General features: G+C 37.4%; 21 protein-coding genes. 16 read left to right on the top strand and 5 right to left on the bottom strand.

Features of this window, described 5'->3' with window-relative positions; genetic code table 11:
- Positions 1–143: 143 nt before the first annotated feature.
- From ACVWY7_RS10215 to pyrE, 13 genes are all read left to right on the top strand, one after another.
- Positions 144–473 (top strand): TraR/DksA family transcriptional regulator, encoded by a 330-nt coding sequence (locus tag ACVWY7_RS10215; protein ID WP_001004661.1) that lies wholly within the window; start codon positions 144–146, stop codon positions 471–473.
- 124 nt (positions 474–597) lie between these two features.
- The gene (gene lspA, locus ACVWY7_RS10210) at positions 598–1,056 is read left to right on the top strand and encodes a lipoprotein signal peptidase LspA (protein WP_000642181.1); all 459 of its coding nucleotides are present in this window, start codon (positions 598–600) and stop codon (positions 1,054–1,056) included.
- A gap of 4 nt (positions 1,057–1,060) precedes the next feature.
- Positions 1,061–1,969: an RluA family pseudouridine synthase gene (locus tag ACVWY7_RS10205; protein WP_000005838.1), complete on the top strand. Its 909-nt coding sequence runs from the start codon at positions 1,061–1,063 to the stop codon at positions 1,967–1,969.
- Between the two features lie 202 nt (positions 1,970–2,171).
- Entirely contained in the window at positions 2,172–2,714 is a 543-nt protein-coding gene (gene pyrR / locus ACVWY7_RS10200; protein ID WP_001156487.1) for a bifunctional pyrimidine operon transcriptional regulator/uracil phosphoribosyltransferase, read from the top strand.
- Positions 2,715–2,860: 146 nt separating this feature from the next.
- Entirely contained in the window at positions 2,861–4,144 is a 1,284-nt protein-coding gene (gene uraA / locus ACVWY7_RS10195) for a uracil permease (protein WP_000435935.1), read from the top strand.
- Positions 4,145–4,292: 148 nt separating this feature from the next.
- The gene (gene pyrB, locus ACVWY7_RS10190) at positions 4,293–5,207 is read left to right on the top strand and encodes an aspartate carbamoyltransferase (protein ID WP_000018857.1); all 915 of its coding nucleotides are present in this window, start codon (positions 4,293–4,295) and stop codon (positions 5,205–5,207) included.
- Positions 5,191–6,477, top strand: coding sequence for a dihydroorotase (gene pyrC / locus ACVWY7_RS10185; RefSeq protein WP_144507604.1), 1,287 nt, complete (start codon positions 5,191–5,193; stop codon positions 6,475–6,477). The genes pyrB and pyrC overlap by 17 nt, the downstream gene beginning before the upstream one ends.
- A complete protein-coding gene (locus ACVWY7_RS10180) occupies positions 6,474–7,571 on the top strand; it encodes a carbamoyl phosphate synthase small subunit (protein ID WP_000828679.1) in 1,098 nt (365 codons plus the stop codon). The genes pyrC and ACVWY7_RS10180 overlap by 4 nt, the downstream gene beginning before the upstream one ends.
- Positions 7,556–10,774: a carbamoyl-phosphate synthase large subunit gene (carB, locus tag ACVWY7_RS10175; RefSeq protein ID WP_001126115.1), complete on the top strand. Its 3,219-nt coding sequence runs from the start codon at positions 7,556–7,558 to the stop codon at positions 10,772–10,774. Before ACVWY7_RS10180 ends, carB begins: the two co-directional genes overlap by 16 nt.
- On the top strand, positions 10,771–11,550 hold the full coding sequence (gene pyrK, locus ACVWY7_RS10170) for a dihydroorotate oxidase B electron transfer subunit (RefSeq protein WP_000983350.1): 780 nt from the start codon (positions 10,771–10,773) through the stop codon (positions 11,548–11,550). The genes carB and pyrK overlap by 4 nt, the downstream gene beginning before the upstream one ends.
- The gene (gene pyrD / locus ACVWY7_RS10165; protein ID WP_001081057.1) at positions 11,547–12,476 is read left to right on the top strand and encodes a dihydroorotate oxidase B catalytic subunit; all 930 of its coding nucleotides are present in this window, start codon (positions 11,547–11,549) and stop codon (positions 12,474–12,476) included. The genes pyrK and pyrD overlap by 4 nt, the downstream gene beginning before the upstream one ends.
- Positions 12,461–13,177 (top strand): orotidine-5'-phosphate decarboxylase, encoded by a 717-nt coding sequence (gene pyrF, locus ACVWY7_RS10160; protein ID WP_000083489.1) that lies wholly within the window; start codon positions 12,461–12,463, stop codon positions 13,175–13,177. The genes pyrD and pyrF overlap by 16 nt, the downstream gene beginning before the upstream one ends.
- On the top strand, positions 13,174–13,806 hold the full coding sequence (gene pyrE / locus ACVWY7_RS10155) for an orotate phosphoribosyltransferase (protein WP_000711447.1): 633 nt from the start codon (positions 13,174–13,176) through the stop codon (positions 13,804–13,806). Before pyrF ends, pyrE begins: the two co-directional genes overlap by 4 nt.
- A gap of 117 nt (positions 13,807–13,923) precedes the next feature.
- Here the strand turns inward: pyrE and ACVWY7_RS10150 are convergent, their stop codons facing one another.
- Entirely contained in the window at positions 13,924–14,178 is a 255-nt protein-coding gene (locus ACVWY7_RS10150; protein WP_001003917.1) for a YbeF family protein, read from the bottom strand.
- A gap of 166 nt (positions 14,179–14,344) precedes the next feature.
- Positions 14,345–15,730 carry a hypothetical protein gene (locus ACVWY7_RS10145; protein WP_073524669.1) on the bottom strand — a complete coding sequence of 462 codons (1,386 nt, stop codon included), beginning with the start codon at positions 15,728–15,730 and terminating at the stop codon, positions 14,345–14,347.
- 99 nt (positions 15,731–15,829) lie between these two features.
- Here ACVWY7_RS10145 and ACVWY7_RS10140 point away from each other — a divergent pair, with 99 nt between their 5' ends.
- A complete protein-coding gene (locus ACVWY7_RS10140; protein WP_139242303.1) occupies positions 15,830–16,261 on the top strand; it encodes a YoqO family protein in 432 nt (143 codons plus the stop codon).
- Between the two features lie 18 nt (positions 16,262–16,279).
- A complete protein-coding gene (locus tag ACVWY7_RS10135) occupies positions 16,280–16,648 on the top strand; it encodes a YoqO family protein (protein ID WP_105989219.1) in 369 nt (122 codons plus the stop codon).
- 29 nt (positions 16,649–16,677) lie between these two features.
- On the opposite strand, the gene ACVWY7_RS10130 is transcribed toward ACVWY7_RS10135, so the two are convergent.
- From ACVWY7_RS10130 to ACVWY7_RS10120, 3 genes are all read right to left on the bottom strand, one after another.
- Positions 16,678–17,202: a DinB family protein gene (locus ACVWY7_RS10130; protein WP_073524661.1), complete on the bottom strand. Its 525-nt coding sequence runs from the start codon at positions 17,200–17,202 to the stop codon at positions 16,678–16,680.
- An 83-nt stretch (positions 17,203–17,285) separates the two neighbouring features.
- Positions 17,286–18,356: a M24 family metallopeptidase gene (locus ACVWY7_RS10125; protein WP_073524659.1), complete on the bottom strand. Its 1,071-nt coding sequence runs from the start codon at positions 18,354–18,356 to the stop codon at positions 17,286–17,288.
- A 327-nt stretch (positions 18,357–18,683) separates the two neighbouring features.
- Entirely contained in the window at positions 18,684–20,393 is a 1,710-nt protein-coding gene (locus ACVWY7_RS10120) for an Rqc2 family fibronectin-binding protein (protein WP_000863267.1), read from the bottom strand.
- Between the two features lie 105 nt (positions 20,394–20,498).
- On the opposite strand from ACVWY7_RS10120, the gene ACVWY7_RS10115 reads away from it, so the two are divergent.
- Positions 20,499–23,222 carry a calcium-translocating P-type ATPase, SERCA-type gene (locus ACVWY7_RS10115; protein WP_073524657.1) on the top strand — a complete coding sequence of 908 codons (2,724 nt, stop codon included), beginning with the start codon at positions 20,499–20,501 and terminating at the stop codon, positions 23,220–23,222.
- The last annotated feature ends 76 nt before the right edge of the window (positions 23,223–23,298 follow it).

Raw genomic sequence — 23,298 nt, 5'->3', positions numbered from 1 at the left:
GCACGTAAAGTGCAGTCATTTTTTTGTTAACAGTATATTGAAATAACTTTCACTCTCTTTCCTATGAAGGAAAAATGTGTGAGAGGTAAGCATATAAATTTCGGACACACTAATCGTACATTGCAACTGGGAGGAATGTACACGTGAATGAAATGTATATGGAAATCAAAGAAGAATTGCAATTGATGCGAAAAGAGTTACAAGAGAGGCTAGCTAAAGAGGTCATGCACAAATATGATACAGAGTTTAGCGAAGAGCTTGGATATGAAATGAAGGAAGAGATAAAGAAAAAACTTTTGTTACATGATATAAAAGAGGATTTAAAAGATGTAGAACGTGCATTATTTAAAATGGAAATAGATATGTATGGTATTTGTGAAGACACGGGGAGAGTAATTTCGGTAAAACAAATGAAAACGATGCCGACTGCCCGTACCATTCATGAATTTTTCTATGAAAAAGTAAATGTATGAATGTGCACAACGATATTATATTACCTTTTTTTAATTTATTTTATTCTTCTATAAAGGTTCATTGTGAAAAGGTTGCAGCTATGCTAAAATTTTGAGGTACACTGTCTTTGTGGGGGAAATGAAAATGATATATTATGTAATAGCGTTATTTGTCATTGCCATCGATCAAATATCGAAATGGCTAATTGTAAAGAACATGGAATTGGGTACGAGCATTCCGATTATCGATAATGTATTATACATAACATCACATCGAAATAGAGGAGCTGCTTGGGGCATTTTAGAAAATAAAATGTGGTTCTTCTACATTATTACAGTCGTTTTTGTAGTATTTATCGTATTTTATATGAAAAAATATGCGAAAACAGACAAGCTTCTAGGAATTTCATTAGGTCTAATTTTAGGCGGAGCAATTGGCAATTTTATTGATCGTGTATTTAGACAAGAAGTAGTGGATTTCATTCACGTGTATATTTTCTCGTACAACTATCCAGTATTCAATATAGCTGATTCAGCATTATGTATTGGTGTTGTATTAATTATTATTCAAACATTATTAGAAGGCAAGAAAACGAAGGAGTAATTGAATGAGTGAAGTAGTACAAGTAACAGTTGCAGAAGAACAAAAAAATGAGCGAATTGATAAATTCGTTGCAGGAATAAATAATGAATGGTCACGTACACAAGTACAGCAATGGATTAAAGATGACGTTGTAACAGTTAATGGAAAAGCGGTAAAAGGGAATTATAAAGTTAGAGAAAATGATGAAATTACAGTGACGATTCCTGAGCCAGAAGAGTTAGATATTCAACCAGAAGATATGAATTTAGAAATTTATTATGAAGATGCAGATGTACTCGTTGTTAATAAGCCGCGTGGTATGGTTGTACATCCAGCACCAGGTCATACAAGTGGAACGCTTGTGAACGGTCTTATGCACCATTGTACAGACTTATCGGGTATTAACGGTGTAATGCGTCCAGGTATCGTGCATCGTATTGATAAGGATACATCAGGCCTATTAATGGTTGCTAAAAATGATATGGCACACGAATCACTTGTAAATCAACTTGTAGCAAAAACAGTAACAAGACGTTACAAAGCGATTGTACACGGTGTTATTCCGCATGATAAGGGAACAATTGATGCTCCGATTGCTCGTGATAAGAAAGAACGTCAAAGTATGACGGTTGATGAAAATGGTAAGCATGCTGTTACGCATTTCCAAGTGTTAGAGCGATTCAAAGATTTCACCCTTGTAGAATGTCGCTTAGAAACAGGGCGTACACATCAAATTCGTGTTCATATGAAATATATTGGCTATCCACTTGCAGGAGATCCAAAGTATGGACCAAAGAAAACATTAGACATGAATGGACAAGCACTTCACGCAGGCATTTTAGGATTTGATCATCCTCGTACTGGTGAATATATTCAGTTTGAGGCACCGATTCCAGAAGTGTTTGAAGACGCATTAAATATTTTACGAAAATAGTATTGACAAATCATAAGAAAACTGAGATACTGACAACAGTTAAATAATGATCCTTTAACACAGCCCCGTGAGGTTGAGAAGGTAACGGTTTGAAATACATAGGGTATGTTGTACCCTTTTTCAAAAGTCCTCTCGCACACGTTGAGAGGACTTTTTTTATACCATTACTCTCACGCAAGAAAAAAGCTTGGAGGTGTAGAGCATGCAAGAGAAAGCTGTCGTTTTAGATGACCAAATGATTCGCCGCGCTTTAACACGAATTAGTCATGAAATCGTGGAACGAAATAAAGGTGTCGATAATTGTGTTCTTGTCGGAATTAAAACTCGTGGAATTTTTATTGCACAACGTTTGGCAGAACGAATTGGTCAAATTGAAGGAAAAGAAATAGAAGTTGGAGAGTTAGACATTACGTTATATCGTGATGATTTAACACTACAATCAAAAAATAAAGAGCCACTTGTAAAAGGTTCTGATATCCCTGTAGATATTACGAAGAAAAAAGTTATCCTTGTGGATGATGTATTATATACAGGCAGAACAGTTCGAGCAGCAATGGATGCTCTTATGGATTTAGGTAGACCATCACAAATCCAACTGGCGGTTCTTGTTGATAGAGGTCATCGTGAATTACCGATTCGCGCTGATTATGTAGGAAAGAACATTCCAACATCAAGTGAAGAGCGTATCGAAGTTGATTTGCAAGAGACAGATCAACAAGATCGAGTAAGCATATACGATAAGTAAAGCCCTTTTAAATGTAGTCCTGTGAGGCTGCCAAAGGGTCTTGGCTTTCATATGTCAAATTTGGCATACGAAAGTGTAGGACTCTTTGTGCACAGGCACAAAGAGTTTTTTTATTGCAAAGATTTAAACTGAAGGAGGATGTAACAATGGAACAAAAGCCAGTGTTAGACGTTAATGAAGTACCGAAACCGGGAAAATGGTTATTTTTAAGTATACAACATTTGTTCGCGATGTTTGGATCAACAGTGCTTGTTCCGTTTTTAACAGGATTGAATCCGTCAGTAGCATTAATATCAAGTGGATTAGGAACGCTAGCGTTTCTTCTTATAACGAAAGGTCAAGTACCTGCCTACCTAGGATCATCATTCGCCTTTATTGCACCGATTATAACAGCAAAAACAGCAGGTGGACCTGGAGCAGCGATGCTCGGTGGTTTGCTAGCAGGACTTGTTTACATCTTAATCTCACTCGGAATTAAGAAATCAGGATCAAAGTGGATTATGAAATTACTTCCGCCAATCGTAGTTGGACCGGTAGTAATGGTAATCGGTTTAGCACTAGCACATACAGCAGTTAACATGGCAATGAACGGTGCCGATGGCAAATATAGCTTTACACATTTTTCGGTAGCATTAGTAACATTAGCAATTACAATCATTTGCTCCATATTCGGGAGAGGGTTCTTCAGTATCATACCAGTTTTACTTGGAATCATTGGAGGTTACATCTTCGCTTACTTCCAAGGGCTAGTAGACTTAAAGCCGGTAGCTGAGGCAAAATGGTTTGTTGTACCAGATTTCACAGTACCATTTGTAACATATACACCAGAGTTTTCATGGAAGATTGTACTCTTGATGGTACCAGTTGCACTAGTAACAATTTCAGAACATATCGGACATCAAATTGTATTAGGAAATGTTATTAAAAGAGATTTGATTGAAAAACCAGGTTTACACCGTTCAATCTTCGGTGATGGAGTAGCAACATTAATCGCATCACTAATCGGTGGACCACCGAATACAACGTATGGTGAAAACATCGGCGTGCTCGCAATTACAAGAGCGTACAGTGTATACTTATTCATCGGTTCAGCGGTATTCGCAATCATGTTTGGATTTATCGGTAAGATTTCTGCGCTGATTCATTCGATCCCAACACCAGTTATGGGTGGTGTATCAATCTTACTATTCGGTGTAATCGCATCAAGCGGATTACGCATGATGGTAGACGATAAAACAGATTTAAGTGACAAACGAAACTTAATGATTGCATCAGTAATACTAGTAATCGGTATTGGTGGAGCGGTACTTCACGTAGGAGAATCATTCCAAGTAGAAGGAATGGCACTAGCAGCAATTGTAGGTGTACTGTTAAATCTACTACTACCGGAAACGAAACAAATAAAACAATCTAACCAGATTGCTTCATAATAATAACCTTTTAATTCAGTCCTGTGAGACCGGAAAGGGTGGCTTCTTTCTTGCACCCTAGTCTCACACGACTAGGGTATTTTTATGCAAAGGTTGTTATAAAAATACAAAAGTGGTAACATAAAAATCAGAAAGATGAGGGATGACGATGAGCCATTTGTTAACGATGAGTGAATTATCGGAAGTAGAAATTTCAGAAATCCTAAAAGACGCAGAAGATTTTGCGAATGGGAAAGAGAGCAAAACGACAGAGCAAACTTTTGTTGCGAACTTGTTCTTTGAGAATAGTACGAGAACGAGATTTAGCTTTGAAGTTGCTGAGAAGAGATTAGGACTTGATGTTTTAAACTTTTCAGCTGATGCATCTAGCGTACAAAAAGGAGAAACTTTATACGATACGATAAGAACACTAGAATCAATCGGAACAAAAGCAGTGGTCATCCGCCATGAGCAAGATCGCTACTTCGATGAACTAAAAGATCAGGTGAATATTCCAATCTTAAACGCTGGAGATGGATGTGGAAATCATCCAACACAGTGCCTACTCGATCTTCTTACCATTAAACAAGAGTTTGGAAGATTTGAAGGTTTGAAGATTGCGATAGTAGGAGATGTTCGTCATAGCCGAGTAGCACGTTCTAATGCAGAAGCATTAACGAAGCTGGGTGCAACAATTTACTTTGCAAGTCCAGAAGAATGGAAAGATGAAGACAACACATTTGGAACATACAAATCATTGGATGAACTTGTTCCAGAAGTGGACGTAATGATGTTACTCCGTGTACAACATGAGCGTCATGATCATTATGAAACAGACATTATGAAAGAGTATCATGAGAAACACGGATTAACAGTGGAAAGAGAAAAGCGTATGAAAGAAGGAAGCATTATTATGCATCCAGCTCCTGTAAACCGTGATGTTGAAATTGCAAGTGAACTTGTTGAGTGTGAGCGTTCACGCATATTTAAACAAATGGAAAATGGAGTTTACGTAAGAATGGCTGTACTAAAACGCGCCTTGCCAAATGTATTAGGAGGAATGAAACATGAATTATTTGTTTAAAAATGGTCGTTATATGAATGAAGAAGGAAAAATCGTAGCAACGGATCTTCTCGTACAAGACGGTAAAATCGCTAAAGTAGCAGAAAATATTACGGCAGATAATGCTGAAGTGATCGATGTGAACGGAAAGTTAATCGCACCTGGATTAGTAGATGTACACGTACACCTTCGTGAACCAGGTGGTGAACATAAAGAAACAATTGAAACAGGTACATTAGCAGCGGCAAAAGGTGGATTCACTACAATTTGCGCAATGCCAAATACACGTCCAGTACCAGATTGCAGAGAACATATGAAAGACCTGCAAAATCGTATTAAAGAAAAAGCACATGTTAACGTACTACCATATGGAGCAATTACAGTACGTCAAGCGGGTTCTGAAATGACAGATTTCGAAACATTAAAAGAGCTTGGAGCATTTGCTTTCACTGATGATGGTGTAGGCGTACAAGATGCTAGCATGATGTTAGCTGCTATGAAGCGTGCAGCGAAATTAAATATGGCAGTAGTTGCGCACTGTGAAGAGAATACTCTTATTAATAAAGGTTGTGTACATGAAGGGAAGTTTTCTGAGAAACACGGATTAAACGGTATCCCATCAGTATGTGAATCTGTACATATTGCAAGGGATATACTGCTTGCTGAAGCAGCAGATTGTCACTATCACGTATGTCACGTAAGTACGAAAGGCTCTGTACGCGTAATTCGTGATGCAAAGCGCGCTGGAATTAAAGTAACAGCAGAGGTAACGCCTCATCACTTAGTGTTATGTGAAGATGATATCCCATCAGCTGATCCTAATTTTAAAATGAACCCACCGCTTCGTGGAAAAGAAGACCACGCAGCATTAATTGAAGGTTTATTAGATGGAACAATCGATATGATCGCAACTGACCATGCACCGCATACAGCAGAAGAGAAAGCGCAAGGAATTGAAAGAGCACCATTCGGGATTACTGGTTTTGAAACTGCATTCCCACTTCTATACACAAACCTTGTGAAAAAAGGAATTATTACACTAGAGCAGTTAATTCAATTCTTAACAGAAAAACCAGCTGATACATTCGGCTTAGAAGCAGGTCGCCTGAAAGAAGGTAGAACAGCTGATATTACAATCATTGATTTAGAACAAGAAGAAGAGATTGACCCAACAACATTCTTATCAAAAGGAAAAAATACACCATTCGCAGGTTGGAAATGCCAAGGATGGCCGGTAATGACAATCGTTGGTGGTAAGATCGCATGGCAAAAGGAGAGTGCATTAGTATGAAAAGACAACTTATCTTAGAAGATGGAACAGTATTAATTGGAACAGGTTTCGGAGGAGAAATCGAAAAGTCAGGTGAGGTTGTATTTACAACAGGAATGACTGGATATCAAGAAACATTATCTGATCCATCATATTGCGGTCAAATTGTAACATTCACGTACCCACTAATCGGAAACTACGGCATCAACCGTGATGATTTTGAATCGATTCACCCATCTGTAAATGGTTTAATCGTAAATGAAATTTGTGATCACCCATCAAATTTCCGTAACGAAATTTCGTTAAATGACTACTTAAAAGAAAGAAACATCCCAGGATTAGCAGGGATTGATACGAGAAAATTAACGAGAAAAATTCGTCAATACGGTACATTACGCGGACGCCTATGTAACATGGATGCAGATGTAGAGTACATCGTGAGTCAATTAAAAGCGACAGTATTTACAGATCATGTAAAACGCGTATCAACGAAAGATCCATATCCAAGCCCAGGCCGCGGACATCGCGTCGTACTAGTAGACTTCGGTATGAAACATGGTATTTTACGAGAATTAAATAAACGTGATTGTGATGTAATTGTAGTTCCTTACAACACAACAGCCGAAGAAATTTTACGCCTTAGTCCAGATGGAATTATGTTAAGTAACGGACCTGGGGATCCAAAAGATGTACCAGAAGCAATTGAAATGTTAAAAGACATTATCGGTAAAGTTCCTTTATTCGGAATTTGCCTAGGACATCAATTGTTCGCTCTAGCATCTGGTGCGAATACAAGTAAGTTAAAATTCGGTCACCGTGGTTTAAACCATCCAGTAAAAAATATTGCAACTGGAAAAGTAGCAATTACATCTCAAAACCATGGTTACGCAGTAGAAGAAGAATCAGTTGAAAATACAGAGCTTGAAATTACACATGTTGCTTTAAATGATGGAACAGTAGAAGGTCTTCGTCATAAGAAGTTTCCAGCATTTACAGTTCAATACCATCCAGAAGCTTCAGCAGGACCAGAAGATGCAAATGATTTATTCGAAGATTTCTTAACAATGATTGAAAACTTCAAGAAAGAAGGGGAAGAGTTATGCCAAAACGCCTAGACATTAACACAATTTTAGTAATCGGATCAGGACCAATTGTAATTGGGCAAGCAGCGGAGTTTGACTACTCTGGTACACAAGCTTGTCAATCTCTTAAAGAGGAAGGTTACAAAGTAATCCTTGTTAACTCTAACCCAGCAACAATTATGACTGATACTGCAACAGCAGATAAAGTATATATTGAGCCTTTAACATTAGAATTCGTAAGCCGAATCATTCGTAAAGAACGTCCAGATGCAATCTTACCAACATTAGGTGGTCAAACAGGTTTAAACATGGCTGTTGAACTTGCAAAATCAGGCGTACTTGAAGAGTGCGGAGTTGAAATTTTAGGAACGAAATTATCAGCAATCGAGCAAGCGGAAGATCGTGATTTATTCCGTACATTAATGCAAGAGTTAAATGAACCAACACCACCAAGTGAAATTATTCATAACCTTGATGAAGCATATGGCTTTGTAAAAGAAATTGGTTATCCAGTAATCGTTCGTCCAGCATTTACATTAGGCGGAACGGGCGGCGGAATTTGTCATAACGAAGAAGAGCTAATTGAAATTGTAACAAGTGGTTTAAAACATAGTCCAGTAACGCAATGTTTATTAGAGAAAAGTATTGCTGGCTGTAAAGAAATTGAATATGAAGTAATGCGTGATTCAAATGATAACGCGATTGTAGTATGTAACATGGAAAACATCGATCCAGTTGGTGTTCATACGGGTGATTCTATCGTTGTAGCACCAAGCCAAACGCTAAGCGATCGTGAATACCAAATGTTGCGTAACACTTCATTACGAATTATTCGTGCACTAGGAATTGAAGGTGGATGTAACGTTCAGCTTGCATTAGATCCATATAGCTTCCAATACTATGTAATCGAAGTAAATCCACGTGTAAGTCGTTCATCTGCACTAGCATCTAAAGCAACTGGATATCCAATTGCGAAATTAGCAGCGAAAATTGCAGTCGGCTTAACATTAGATGAAATTGTAAACCCAGTAACACAAAAAACTTACGCTTGCTTCGAGCCAGCACTAGACTATGTTGTTTCAAAAATTCCACGCTGGCCATTTGATAAGTTTGAATCAGCGAACAGAACACTTGGAACGCAAATGAAAGCAACTGGTGAAGTTATGTCAATCGGACGTAACTTAGAAGAATCATTATTAAAAGCAGTTCGTTCTTTAGAGCTTGGCATTTATCACTTAGAATTAGACCACTTAAAAGAACTTGATAAAGAAACAATGAAAAAACGCATTATTAAAGCAGATGATGAGCGACTGTTTATCGTAGCAGAAGCGATTCGTCAAGGTGTAACGAAAGAAGAGATTAACGAATGGTGTGAAATGGACTTCTTCTTCTTACAAAAAGTTGAAAATATCGTAAATATGGAACGCGAAGTAAAAGCGAATGTAGGAAATATGGAAGTACTACAAACTGCAAAAGAAATGGGCTTCAGCGATCACTATATTGCAGCTGCTTGGAACAAAACGGAGCGCGAAATTTACGATATGCGTAAAGAAAATAATATGACGCCAGTATTCAAAATGGTAGATACTTGTGCCGCAGAATTTGAATCTGCAACACCATATTACTACAGCACATACGCTGATGAGAACGAATCAATTGTAACAGATCGTAAGAGTGTAGTAGTTCTAGGATCTGGTCCGATCCGCATTGGTCAAGGTGTTGAGTTTGACTACGCAACAGTTCACTCAGTATGGGCAATTAAAGAAGCTGGATATGAAGCAATTATCATTAACAATAACCCAGAAACAGTTTCAACAGACTTCAGTATTTCTGACAAATTATACTTTGAACCATTGACGATTGAAGATGTAATGCACATCATCGATTTAGAAAAACCAGAAGGTGTTATCGTTCAGTTCGGTGGACAAACGGCAATTAACTTAGCGGCGAAATTAGAGGCTCATGGTGTGAAAATCTTAGGAACATCACTTGAAGACTTAGACCGTGCAGAAGATCGTGATAAATTCGAAGCTGCTTTAACAAAGCTTGGTATCCCACAACCAGTTGGTAAAACAGCAACGACTGTAGAACAAGCGGTAGCAATCGCAGAAGAAATTGGTTACCCGGTATTAGTAAGACCATCTTACGTACTAGGTGGACGTGCGATGGAAATCGTATATCGTCAAGAAGAACTACTGCACTACATGAAAAATGCAGTTAAAGTTCACGCAGATCACCCAGTATTAATCGACCGTTACATGGTTGGTAAAGAAATTGAAGTAGATGCAATTTCAGACGGTGAGAATGTGTTCATTCCAGGTATTATGGAACATATTGAGCGCGCTGGAGTTCACTCTGGTGACTCAATTGGAGTATATCCACCACAAAGCTTATCTGAAAAATTAAAAGAACAAATTATTGAGCATACAATTGCACTTGGAAAAGGATTAAACATTGTTGGATTACTAAATATCCAGTTTGTAGTATTCGAAGATCAAGTGTACGTAATTGAAGTAAATCCGCGTGCGAGCCGTACAGTACCATTCTTAAGTAAAATTACAGGTGTACCAATGGCGAACGTTGCAACGAAAGTTATTTTAGGGCAAGACCTAGTAGAGCAAGGATACGGAACGGGTTATCACCCAGAAGAGAAAGAAGTATATGTAAAAGCTCCGGTATTCTCATTCGCGAAACTACGCTCAGTTGATACAACATTAGGACCTGAAATGAAATCAACAGGGGAAGTAATGGGTAAAGATTTAACGCTTGAAAAAGCATTATACAAAGGGTTAGTTGCTTCTGGAATTAACATCCCAACTCACGGATCAGTAATCATTACTGTAGCAGATAAAGATAAAGAAGAAGCGATGGAAATTGCAAAACGTTTCCACGAAATCGGCTATAACTTATTAGCAACAGCTGGAACAGCACAATCGTTAACAGAGCAAAATATCCCAGTACAAGTTGTAAACAAAATTGATTCTGAAGACTACAACTTACTAGATATTATCCGTCAAGGAAAAGCACAGTTTGTAATCAATACGCTAACAAAAGGTAAACAACCAGCGCGTGATGGTTTCCGCATTCGCCGTGAATCAGTAGAAAATGGTGTAGCTTGCTTAACATCACTTGATACAACGAGAGCAATCTTACGAGTATTAGAATCTATGACATTCTCAGCTCATTCAATGAAAGAAATTACGCAAACAAAGCGTCACGAGGTGGTACATGCATGATGCAAAAGCAAAATATGATCGTCGTTAATCAAAAAGAAATCGCAAAAAATATTTACGAATTAGTGCTTCAAGGAACGTTAGTACAGCAAATGAAAGAACCAGGACAGTTTGTACACATTAAGGTAGCAGAGGGCATTGCGCCCCTTCTGCGCCGCCCAATTAGTATTTGTAATGTAGATCAAGAGAAGAACGAGTTTACAATGCTATATCGTGCGGAAGGACAAGGGACAAAAACATTAGCAACTAGAAAACAAGGTGAAATGGTAGACGTACTAGGACCACTAGGACACGGTTTTCCTGTAGAAGAAGCAGAAACTGGTCAAACAGCTTTACTAGTAGGCGGGGGAATTGGTGTACCACCACTTTATGAATTATCACAGCGCCTTGTTGCAAAAGGTGTACGTGTGATTCACATCTTAGGTTTTCAAACGAAAGATGTAGTTTTCTATGAAGAAAAATTTGCAGAACTTGGTGATACGTACGTTGCGACAGTAGACGGTACACACGGTACAAAAGGATTTGTCACAGATGTAATTGATCATTACGGAATTGACTTTGATATTCTTTATTCATGTGGTCCGTTAGCGATGCTTCGTGCATTAGAAGGACGTTACAAAGAGAAAAAAGCCTATATTTCATTAGAAGAACGTATGGGCTGTGGTATTGGAGCTTGTTTCGCATGTGTATGCCACTTACAAGAAGATCCAAGTGGACATTCTTACAAGAAGGTGTGTAGCGACGGACCAGTATTTCCAATCGGGGAGGTTGTACTATGAACAGACTGCAAGTTGAATTACCAGGATTATCATTAAAAAATCCAATTATACCGGCATCTGGATGCTTTGGATTTGGTCGTGAATATGCACAGTTTTACGATTTAAGTGTACTAGGATCAATCATGATTAAAGCGACAACAGAACAACCACGCTATGGAAATCCTACGCCTCGTGTTGCTGAAACACCGGGTGGCATGTTAAATGCAATCGGACTTCAAAACCCAGGATTAGAAAAAGTAATGAATTCTGAATTACCATGGTTAGAACAATTTGATCTTCCAATCATTGCGAACGTTGCAGGCTCACAAGCTGAAGATTATGTAGCGGTTGCAAAGGAAATTTCTAAAGCACCTAATGTTCATGCACTAGAATTAAACATTTCTTGTCCAAATGTAAAAACAGGTGGTATCGCCTTTGGTACAAATCCTGAAATTGCTGCTGATTTAACGAAGCGAGTAAAAGAGGTTTCTGAAGTACCTGTATACGTGAAATTGTCACCGAACGTGGCAAACATTGTAGAAATTGCAAAAGCGATTGAAAATGCAGGTGCAGATGGTTTAACGATGATTAATACATTGCTTGGTATGCGTCTAGATTTAAAAACAGCTAAACCAATTTTAGCGAACCGTACAGGCGGATTATCAGGTCCTGCGATTAAGCCAGTAGCAATTCGTATGGTACATGAAGTAAGCCAAGCGGTTAACATTCCAATTATCGGAATGGGTGGTATTGAAACAGCGGAAGATGTAATCGAATTCTTCTACGCTGGCGCAAGCGCAGTTGCAGTAGGTACAGCGAACTTTATCGATCCGTTCGTATGTCCGACAATTATTGAAGAGTTACCAGCATTACTAGATGAATTAGGATTTGATCACATTTCGGAATGTCAAGGAAGGAGCTGGAAGCAAACATGTCACAGTCGTTAATCGTTGCACTAGATTTCCCAGGGAAACAAGATGTAGAACAATTCTTGCACCACTTTGAAGGGGAAGAGTTATTTGTCAAAGTTGGTATGGAGTTATTTTACAAAGAAGGCCCTGCGATTATTACGTACTTAAAAGAAAAAGGACATAAAATCTTTCTAGATTTAAAACTTCATGATATTCCGAATACAGTAAAAAGCGCTATGCGTAGCCTAGCTAGTCTAGATGTAGATATGGTAAATGTTCATGCTGCTGGGGGAAGCAGTATGATGAAAGCTGCGATTGAGGGATTAGAGGAAGGTAAGCAAGAAGGAAAAGAGAGACCGATTTGTATTGCAGTTACACAACTAACAAGCACTTCGGAAGATATGATGAAAAAAGAGATCGGCATTGAGAAAACGTTAGAAGAAGCGGTTGCTCATTATGCAAAACTAACGAAAGAAAGTGGACTTGATGGCGTTGTTTGCTCAACACTTGAAGTTCCAAAATTACGTGAAGTATGCGGAAATGAATTTGTAACAGTAACACCGGGGATTCGTCTTGCAAGCGATGATGTAAATGACCAGGTGCGCGTAGCAACACCGAAACGTGCGAGGGAACTTGGCTCAAGCTATATCGTAGTTGGACGTAGTATTACAAAAGCAGAAAATCCGCTTGAAGCGTATAAAACAGTAAAACAACAGTGGGAAGGTGTAACAGTATGAAAAAAGAAATCGCATCGCATTTATTAGAAATTGGAGCAGTATTTTTACAACCAAATGATCCATTCACATGGTCTTCAGGTATGAAATCACCAATTTATTGTGATAACCGTTTAACTTTATCTTATCCGAAAGTACGTCAAGCAATTGCAGCTGGATTAGAAGAGTTAATTAAAGAGCACTTCCCAACTGTAGAAGTTATTGCAGGAACAGCAACTGCTGGTATTGCGCACGCTGCATGGGTAAGCGATCGTATGGATTTACCAATGTGCTACGTACGTAGTAAAGCAAAAGGTCATGGTAAAGGGAACCAAATCGAAGGAAAAGCTGAAAAAGGTCAAAAAGTAGTAGTAGTAGAAGACTTAATTTCAACTGGCGGTAGTGCTATTACATGTGTAGAAGCACTTCGCGAAGCTGGCTGTGAAGTATTAGGAATCGTATCAATCTTCACATACGAGCTTGAAGCAGGAAAAGAAAAGCTAGAAGCAGCTAACGTAGCATCATACTCTTTAAGCGACTACAGTGCATTAACTGAAGTAGCAGCAGAAAAAGGTATGATCGGACAAGCTGAAACGAAAAAATTACAAGAGTGGCGTAAAAATCCAGCTGACGAAGCTTGGATCACAGCGTAACACGAAAAAAAGACGACTGCGGGGGAACGCGGTCGTCTTTTTTATATCATTGTTAAAACTTCATGTGAAGTTTTAACAATATCAAAGAAAATCATATTCTTGTCTCCTTGCTAACAACTATTTAGCGTTTTCCGCAACCTCATATCCTCTCACAAACAATAGCGTCATATAAGAAACAATAAATGAGAATATGCTATACATGCCAACCCAAAAGAAAAACTTTGGAGTAAAGGCAATAACACCTATTATTAAAAAACTAGCAAACGTTACAATCGGCATTACGTAATACGTTTTCGTTTTGCGTGTTCCAATAACAGATACGATAAAGATAAATAATGGACAAATTAATAAGACGAAAATCAATTCATTCATAGGTATGTCCCCTTTTCTAATTGCAGTAATCTGTTTCTCGTAAACGTTTTAAACTAAATACTCTCTTAATATAATTTCGCTAAGTAATAATGAATACCTTTTGAAAGTCAGTAATTCATGATGAATTTTACAATAAAAAACGTAAGCAAGAAAACACTTGCTTACGTTATAAAATAAACATCGCAACGATCGTAGTGACAATTAAGCCAATCATAACTGGTAAAAAATTTCGGCGTGCAAGTTCAAATGGATCGACTTTACAAATCGCAGCGGCAGGAATAAGTGCCCAAGGAATTAACGTCCCACCCCCGGTCCATATAGCTGCAATTTGTCCGAGAGCTGTTAATGTAGCTGTTCCATGACCAAGTGCTGTGCCGAAAAGATTTGCAATGGAACCAGCAAGCGATATACCGGAAAAACCAGATCCATCTAATCCTGTTATAACACCAACGATAGTTAAAGTTCCAGCTGATACATATTGATTTAAAGGAACAGTTTGAGATAAGGCGATCCCTAAGTCGTTAATGATTCCGTGTGAACCTTTCGGTAAATAGTCCCCGATAATTTTCACAAAGCCGCTATCTCCTAAATAAAAGAGTGCAGCGATCGGAATGACTGGTCCGAAAATTTTAAATCCAAATTGGAGACCTTCTATAAAATAATCGGTCGTTTTATTCAGTCCATTGCCTTTATAGGCGATGAGAGAAATGATGATAATCATAATAACAGTCGTCCCGCCGATAAGTGCCGTTGCATCGCTTCCTTGTAGTTTAAATTGAATCATACAGAGGATATCAATGATATATATGATCGGGATACATATAGCAAGCCATTTCTTTATGCGAGGAGATAATAAAATAGTAGTTTTAGATGGTTCCGTTGATGAAACAGAGTCTTGTAACGATATTCCTGTATGAAACTCTTTTCGTAAGAAGAAAAAAGCGAAAGAAGTTGTAACGACGCCCATAACGATAACGAGTGGAACACTTGCAGATACGACGCTGGAAACAGGGAGACCAGCAGCGTCTGCGGTTAATTTTGGTGCGCCTTGTATAACGAAGTCGCCGGATAAAGCAATCCCATGACCGAATAAGTTCATAGCAATCGCGACTCCAATTGGAGGAAGACCGACGCGTACAGCAACCGGTAATAAAATAGCTCCCATTAAGGCGACAGCTGGAGAAGGCCAAAAGAAGAAAGAAATTGTCATCATTAAAAGGCCGATAATCCAGTAGGCGAGTGTAGGGGTACGAATCATCTTTGTAAATGGTGAAATCATCGTATCATTTATACCGGTTTGAACGAGTAAATTGCTCATCGATACGATAATGGAAATGATTAATATAGTTGGTAATAATTCAGTAATGGAGTAAATGAAACTTTGAAAGATCCCGCTAATGGCAAGAGGGATAGAACCTGTTGCGGTTAATGCTAATAAAAAGATAAAAATGATACAAATAATTGTCGTATCTTTCCGGAGAATAAAAAAAGTAATAATAGTAAGTAAACAAAGAACATAGAGAGCGTGTAATAGCGTTAATTCAACTCCCATAACAGTCACATCCTTTAGGCATTCGTGTAGTTTATTGTATGAAAGCAGTGAAAGTATGTGAGTATAGGAAACCGAAAAACCAAAATTTCATGTACCGTAATGGCAAGATTGAAAAATGGATGTTACAATACAATTAATCCTAAAAATGGAATTAAAGGAGGGCTTATGCGCAAAAAAATTGGATTTTGGGGATTTATCATATCTTGTAGTCTATTAATCATTTTAAAACTGTTTACAAACAATGAGTGGATCAGTATTATACCTGTTTTTGGGTTTGTATTTATACTTTTATATAACTGGGATGGTATGAAACAATATAGTAAGAAAAGTATCGGAATTATGATAGGTATCATTGTTGTTTACTCAATTTTTGTAGGATTTATTTTAATAGAAGGGCAGAAACAAATGGAGAAAATGTCTATTTTTCAAGAGTGGATGTCTTCTGCAAAAGGTCTTTATTTTGTAATTGTCGTTGTTATTTTTCTAAGAATTGTCATAAGCATAGTAAGTTACATAGTAAAGGAGAAGTAGAATGGGGGGGGGGTACGAATGAGAGAAAAAATAGGATATTATGGTGTGCTCGTTTGTTTACTATTATCAGTTATTTCAGGGCAATTTCTTAAAAGTGAATGGATACCAGCTATATTATGTATAGGAGTATTGATTTTTGCACCTATGTATCGCTGGAAAGAATGGAAAGCATATACCCGAAAAAAGAAAATTGTTTTCAGTATCGAGTTTGTTATTATAATTAGCACGATTCCATTTTTGTTACTGAAGGGAAATGAAATAATAGATGGAATTGTAATGTTTCAAGGGTGGTTATTTTTTGCGAAATTGCTATATTTAATATGCATTTTAATAGTGGTAGCGCTAGTCGCTAAAAAAGTAAATGAAAAGTTATTCGCTAACAAATAGAAAATGCCACCTTATTTGGTGGCATTTTCTCATTTTATTGAATGAGCTTTTTGCATCTTTTTAATTAAACGAATTTGTCCGCGATGATTGATTTCATCTTCGAAAACGTGAAACCACTTAAAATAGTTATTTGCTTGTTTGTCATACCAAAAGTCTGTCGTTTTAAACAGCCATTCATCAGGTAATGATTGGAATGTTTCAATCGTTTTGGAACGTACTTCTTGTAATGTATCAATATAAAATTCTATAGAGTTTCCTTTTATTTTCTCGCGTCCAAGAGCTTCTAACTCGAGGCCAGGTAACCATCTTTCTAGTTCGGCCTCCGTTGGTTCGCGGTCTTCAAAAGTATGAATCTGGTAGTAAAATTCAACAGCAGCCATGTGATATAATAGCATGCCGATTGAATTTGCTTCCTCATCATATAAATAATCAAGTTCTCCCATTGTTAAATCTTCCACCCCTTGCATTGTTGTATAGCGAGCATAATTCATCATGGAAACAAGTTTGGAAAATTCAGGATGTAAACCGTCTATTTTATCGATTACAAAGTTCAATTACAATTCCCCCTCTTTAAACGAATACTCCAGAGAAGGAATTCTATGTGCAGAGAAAAAATCCTGTTGGGAATTTCAAAATATTAACAAGGGATTATAATTAGATCTCTATTTGATTTTGTAATAACTTCATATCCATCTTCTGTAATGACGATATCATCTTCAATTCTACAACCGCCCCAGTTTGGTATGTAAATACCTGGTTCAACTGTAACGACCATACCTTCTTCTAAAATAGCCTTACTTTCTTGGGATAGGCGAAGTGGTTCATGAATTTCTAATCCAAGACCATGACCAGTAGAATGTCCAAAATATTGACCGTATCCATTTTCTATAATATAGTTTCTCGTTATATCATCGATACGTTTCGCAGTTTCTCCAGGCTTAATTGCTTCAGTCCCGCGTTTTAATGCTTCGCGTACAACACTGTATATTTTTTTGAACTCTTCTGATGGTTCCCCAATTGCTACAGTACGTGTTATATCGGAACAATATCCGTCGTAAAGTGCACCGAAATCTAATGTAACGATGTCGCCTCGTTCAATTATTTTATTTGATGCAACTCCATGAGGAAGAGAAGAACGAACACCAGAAGCTACAATAATTTGAAATGATGAGGATGTAGCTCCTTTTTTTCGCATGAAAAATTCTAACTCATCTCGTACATCATTTTCACTTATTCCTGGTTTTAGAAATGTAAGAATGTGGTAAAATGCTTCATCCGCAATATTAGCTGCGATTTTCATTGTTTCTATTTCATGGGTGTCTTTAATAAGACGAATGTTTTCAATGATTTCGCACACTTGAACCATTTCCGTATGTACATATTTTTGTAAGTTTTTATATTGTTGCAATGTCATATTATTTTCTTCAATTCCAAGTTTTTGAATGTTTAATTTTGATACTTGATTTGCAATTTCTTTTTCTAAATTTCCTTTATGCATAATAATTTCAGCATTTTTTATTTGTGAATTCGCTTGGTCTACATAGCGAAAATCAGTTATAAAAACAGCTGCATCCGCAGAGATTAAGACAACACCAGCACTACCTGTAAAGCCTGTCGCATATTGGCGATTTTCTTTTTTTGTAATGAGTAACCCGTCAATTTCATAGTTCTGTAGTTGATTTTGGATTTTATTAATTTTTAAAGTCATATTAATTCCCCCTATTCACAGTATTGAATAAAGCAAATAGTGTGCCAAAGTGTATATTTGAAGAAAGGATAAGAACTACATATATTTAAGTTGAAGTGAAAAAATAGCTAGCCACTTGTAGGAGACAGGTCATTTATAAATAATTGGCAGGGATGAAGAAACATTGATTTGAGTCGTGCTTTATATACATACTGTAAAAAAATTTATACAGATATGGAATAACACTGTCAATCTTTTTGACAATATATAAAATGACAAAAGAAAGATATTACGAACTAATGGAAAAGAATAAAAAATGCGCTGCTTATAAGCAACGCATTTTTTTATTTAAGCTTTTAATTTCATTACAGTATCTGCATCTGGTGTTACATATACAGTTTGTTGATTGTCATAAGTAACAAAACCAAGTTTTGCACCACTCGGTTTTTTCACATGGCGTATTTTTGTGAAATCAACAGGTACAGAACTAGACTCTTTTGCTTTACTATAATAAGCAGCAATTTTGGCAGCTTCTAGTAAAGTTTCTTCAGCAGGTTCTAAAGAACGAATGACAACGTGAGAACCAGGTATGTCTTTCGTATGTAACCAAATTTCATCACGACGGGCAAATTTCGTTGTTAAATAATCATTTTGTTTATTGTTTTTACCGACGAAAATTTCTGTGCCATCACTTGCTACATATTTATCTAATACTGGTTTAGTAGGCTTTTTCTTTGCGTTTTTCGTTTTACGATTGCGCATATAACCTTCTTCAGCTAATTCCTCACGAATTTCTTCAATATCTTTTGAAGAAGCAGCTTCCATTTGTTGAAGTAAGCTATCAAAATAAAGAATTTCTTCCTTAGTTTTTTCGATTTGTTCTTCTACAACAACAATTGAATTTTTCGCTTTTTGGTACTTTTGGAAATAGCGTTGTGCATTTTCAGATGGCGTTTTTAAAGGATCTAATGTAATCTTTACAGTTCCGCCATTTTCATCGTAATAGTTAACGACTTCAATGTCTTTATCGCCTTTTTTCAAAGCGTACATATTGGCTGTAAGTAGTTCTCCAAATAGTTGATATTTATCTGCTTTTCCAGCATCTTGTAATGTTTTTTCTAGTTTAATGAGTTTTTTCTCATTTTTATTTTTTTCGTTTTGCATAAAGCGCTCTAAATCGTGAGCTTGTTGTTTTACACGGTCACGCTCTGCTTTTCCGAAAAAGAAACGGTCTAGCAATTCACTAACAGATGAGAATGTCTTGTTCTCTCCTGCTAAGTGCGCAAGAGGGAAAAGATAAAAGAATTCTTTCCCATTTGAAGTAGTCATTGTTGGCGAATATGTATGAGTTAATAATGGTTTTTGTATGGAGAAAAATGCGTCAGCTAATGCTTTTTCATTTACCATACCAGCTTTTTTCACGACTTCTTTTGCGAATAACGGTGATATTCCTGTAAAGGTGCCGACAAGCTGTTTATCCATGTTTCCAGATAGAAAGTCTAGCGGTCTAATAAATTCATCATTTGTTTCGATCTGAAGTGGGTTAATTTTATGTTGTGCTGGTGGTGCAATATATTCAGCTCCAGCGTATACAGTTCGATGTCGGTTTACTGCTAAAGAAACGTGTTTTAAGCTATCTAAAATATTGTTTGTTTTTGTGTCTACTAAAATAATGTTACTATGTCGCCCCATAATTTCAATTACTAATGTTTTTAGCGATTCATCACCAATTTCATTTCTGCTACGAACGGTAATTTGAACAATACGTTCTAAATCAATTTGTTCAATTTTTTCAATGAATCCACCTTCTAAATGCTTACGAAGAAGCATGCAGAACATTGGTGGAAGTGCAGGTGAATCGTAATTTTGATTTGTTAAGTGTAAACGTGCATATGTCGGATGAGCGGAAAGAATGAGTTTTTGATTTTTTCCGTTTGCTCGAATATGTAATAAAATCTCGTATTTTGAAGGTTGATATATTTTTGAAATTCTTCCCGTGTAAAGAGAATTTGCAATTTCATGTGTAATCGCTCTTGTAAATAATCCATCGAATGCCATAAATGAACACTCCTTTCTAACTAAAAGTTAATTATAGCATTTTTTTGGACGAGGCTGAATAAGCTTTCAATAGAGTATGTCTGGAATCAGGAGGTCGATAGCAGGATGAACTGGTATGGAATGCGCGCACATGAAGTGGAAGAAAGAACGAATACGAATGTGAAGGTTGGACTTACAGAGAAAGAAGCAGAAGGACGAATAAAAAAATTTGGTACAAATGAATTAGAGGAAGCGAAAAGGCCTTCTGCACTGATGGTATTTTTAGCGCAATTTAAAGATTTTATGGTACTTGTTTTATTTGGTGCAACAATAGTCTCTGCTTTTTTAGGGGAATACATTGATTCTATTGCGATTGTGGCAATTGTTATTATCAATGGTATTCTAGGCTTTTTTCAAGAAAGAAAGGCTGAAAAGTCATTGGAAGCTTTAAAAGAGCTAGCCGCCCCACAAGTAACTGTACTGCGGAATGGAAAGTGGATAAAGGCACCGTCTAAAGCACTCGTTTTAGGTGATGTTATTAAATTTTCTAGTGGCGATCGTATTGGAGCTGATGTACGTCTTGTTGAGGCGTCGAGTTTATATATTGAAGAATCAGCTTTAACAGGAGAGTCAGTTCCAGTGCAGAAGAAAGTAGAAGCGTTGCAAGGGCAAGATGTTTCAATTGGTGATCAAAAAAATATGGCTTTTATGGGTACGATGATTACACGAGGATCTGGCACAGGGGTCGTTGTAGCAACTGGTATGAATACAGCGATGGGCCAAATTGCAAATATGTTGCAAAATGCAGAGCAAATGGAAACACCATTGCAAAGAAGATTAGAGCAACTTGGAAAAATATTAATTATTGTAGCTCTTATTTTGACAGCGCTCGTTGTATTAGCTGGTGTGTATCAAGGGAATGAAGTATATCATATGTTTTTAGCTGGCGTGTCGCTAGCTGTTGCTGCTATTCCAGAAGGGTTACCAGCAATCGTTACAGTAGCTTTATCGCTTGGTGTACAGCGTATGATAAAAAAGAGAGCAATTGTAAGGAAGTTACCAGCAGTAGAAACGTTAGGCTGCGCTTCTGTCATATGCTCTGATAAAACAGGAACAATGACGCAAAACAAAATGATGGTAACACATATGTGGTCAGGTGGAGAGTTGTGGAAAGTGACAGGCCAAGGGTATGAACCTAATGGCTCTTTTATGAAAGGTGAAAAAGAAATTAATCCAGCTAAGACGAAATCACTTTATCAACTACTTACATTTGGTTCACTATGTAATAACGCAAATATTATTCAAAAGAAAAAGGCGTATGTATTAGATGGAGATCCAACTGAGGGGGCGCTTGTAGCTGCAGCAATGAAAGCGGGGATAACACGTGAGGCACTGAAAGGGAAATTTGAAATTATTCGTGAATTTCCCTTTGATTCAACTCGAAAAATGATGAGTGTTATTGTACGAGATCGAGAAGGGAAAAAATTTGTTGTTACGAAGGGAGCGCCAGATGTCCTTCTGCAAATGAGTCAAACGATTTTATGGGGGGATAAGCAACAACCTTTAAGTGAGTTGTATAGAAAAGAAGTACAGGCGGCTATTCATAGCTTAGGTAGTCAAGCACTTCGAACAATTGCAGTTGCATTTAAGCCTTTAAAAGTAACAGATTCTATCGAACATGAAAGAGACGTTGAAAAAGATTTTATGTTAGTTGGGATACAAGGAATGATTGATCCGCCAAGACCAGAGGTAAAGCAGGCAGTAAAAGAGTGCAGAGAAGCTGGCATTCGAACGGTGATGATTACCGGTGACCATAAAGTGACTGCAATGGCGATTGCGGAACAATTGAGCATTTTACCACAAGGTGGACGCGTTGTTGAAGGGGTAGAACTCGCAAGTATGGATGTAGAAGAATTAGAAAATGTTGTGGAAGATACGTATGTATTTGCTCGCGTATCACCAGAACATAAATTGAAAATTGTTAAGGCGTTGCAAAATAAAGGACATATAGTAGCGATGACAGGTGATGGAGTAAACGATGCTCCTGCTATAAAAACAGCGGATATTGGGATAGCGATGGGAATTACAGGGACAGACGTTGCGAAAGAAGCTTCTTCTCTTGTCTTGCTGGACGATAATTTCGCTACGATTAAATCGGCAATTAAAGAAGGTAGAAATATATACGAAAATATACGTAAGTTTATTCGTTATTTATTAGCATCGAACGTAGGGGAAATTTTAGTCATGTTATTTGCGATGTTGCTTGCATTACCACTGCCGATGGTTCCAATTCAAATTTTATGGGTGAACTTAGTTACTGACGGTTTACCGGCGATGGCACTAGGTTTGGATAAAGCTGAAGGAGACGTGATGAAGAGAACTCCACGTCATCCGAAAGAAGGGGTATTTGCTAGAGGGCTTGCCTGGAAGATTATAAGCCGTGGCTTTCTAATAGGAGCAGTGACGTTAGTAGCGTTTATTATTGCATATAATCAACATCCAAATGAATTGAAATATGCACAAACTGTAGCATTCGCGACGTTGGTACTTGCTCAGCTTATTCATGTATTTGATTGCCGAAGTGAGCATTCTGTTTTCCACCGCAATCCGTTTGGAAATGTGTATTTAGTAGGAGCGGTTATCATTTCATTACTACTCATGCTCGTCGTTATATATTACCCACCGTTACAACCGATTTTTAGCACGATGCCAATACAAGCGAGAGATTGGTTGTTAATTGGAGGTTTATCATCAATTCCGACTTTCTTATTAGTAGGCTCTTTATTAACAGGGAAAAAAGGGAAGAAGGAAAAGTCAATATTATATAAGAAGGGATTAAACTTGAAATAGTCAATGATATGAAAATGTGATATAATTTACAGAAGGTAGTAGAGCCTTGTCTCTATTACCTTTTTCATTGAGTTAT

The organism is Bacillus sp. TE9106W (assembly GCF_054062215.1).
Note: the sequence above shows the minus strand (reverse complement) of the source record. Positions and strands in the feature narration are given on the sequence as shown.